Source organism: Streptomyces sp. NPDC018031 (assembly GCF_044327625.1).
Classification (GTDB): domain Bacteria; phylum Actinomycetota; class Actinomycetes; order Streptomycetales; family Streptomycetaceae; genus Streptomyces.
In genome coordinates this window covers 1-1,015 of sequence record NZ_JBIRFT010000081.1, presented here as the reverse complement: position 1 = coordinate 1,015, position 1,015 = coordinate 1, and the positions used below count along the sequence as shown (strand labels likewise).

The following is a 1,015-nucleotide window of genomic DNA, read 5'->3' as shown; positions in this document are numbered from 1 at the left end:
TTCGCCGGCGGCTCCAGCACGGCCGTGCCCATGTGACGGACCTCGCCGATCGCCACCCCGTGGCTCACACCGACGCCCCGCAGCGTTGTCTCCATGGCCCCTGTCTCCGGTCGGTGCGGCGGACCCGCTCCGCCGCGATGGTTGTCGTCGGTGCCGCGGGCGGTGCGCCGTCACCGCCAGGTGAAGAGGGTGTCACCGGGGCTCAGCTCCCCGTCCTCGCGCAGGCCGCCCAGGTCTTCGGTACCGGCCTCCAGCGCGACCACCGGGCAGACCGGCGACTTGCCCGCGACCTCGACCCTCGCGGGGTCCCAGCGCACGATCCCGTCGCCGCGCCGCACGGTGTCCCCCTTGCCGACCAGCAGCTCGGACCCCGCACCGTTCAGCTGGACCGTGTCGATGCCCAGATGGGTGAGGACGCCATGGCCCTCGCCGTCCACCACGACGAACGCGTGCGGATGGAGGGACACCACGACGCCGTCGACCGGGGAGATCGCGACCGAGGGCTCCCGTGGCGGATCGACCGCCGTCCCGGGACCGATCATCCCGCCGGAGAACACCGGGTCGGGAACCGCCGCGAGGCTGATCGCACGGCCGGCGACGGGGGAGGTCACGGTGGTCATGGGAAACCTCCGGGGAGGTGGAGATCCGACTGCTCAGAAGCCTAGGCCAAAGGAACTGACGCGTCCGTGCGAGCGCGACCGGCAGGCGGCGGCCGAGAGCGGTCCGGGTCGATTTGCCTCCACTCCGGCAGCGCTGTACTGTCGTACTCCTGCTCCGGACGAGACACCGCGGACTGAATGGCTGCGAGTGAACACGCCGGGGCGGCACTCCTTCAGAACTTGATCCCGATCTTGGATCGCTTTTCTGCATGCTTGCAGAAAGTCGGCGGTAAGAGAACAGGAAAGAGCCTGATAGAGTGTGAAACACCGAAGGGAAGCGCCCGGAGGAAAGCCCGAGAGGGTGAGTACGAAGGAAGCGTCCGTTCCTTGAGAACTCAACAGCGTGCCAAAAGTCA

Annotated in this window: 1 protein-coding gene; it reads right to left on the bottom strand. The window is 68.5% G+C overall.

All coding sequences use genetic code 11. From position 1 onward, the window contains the following. Positions 1–170 precede the first annotated feature (170 nt). Positions 171–620 (bottom strand): PTS glucose transporter subunit IIA, encoded by a 450-nt coding sequence (locus ACH4B3_RS34335; protein WP_398469733.1) that lies wholly within the window; start codon positions 618–620, stop codon positions 171–173. Positions 621–1,015 lie beyond the last annotated feature (395 nt).

Coding starts and splice junctions, on each gene's coding strand:
- ACH4B3_RS34335 (WP_398469733.1), bottom strand. CDS start 620: ATGACCACCGTGACCTCCCCCGTCGCCGGCCGTGCGATCAGCCTCGCG.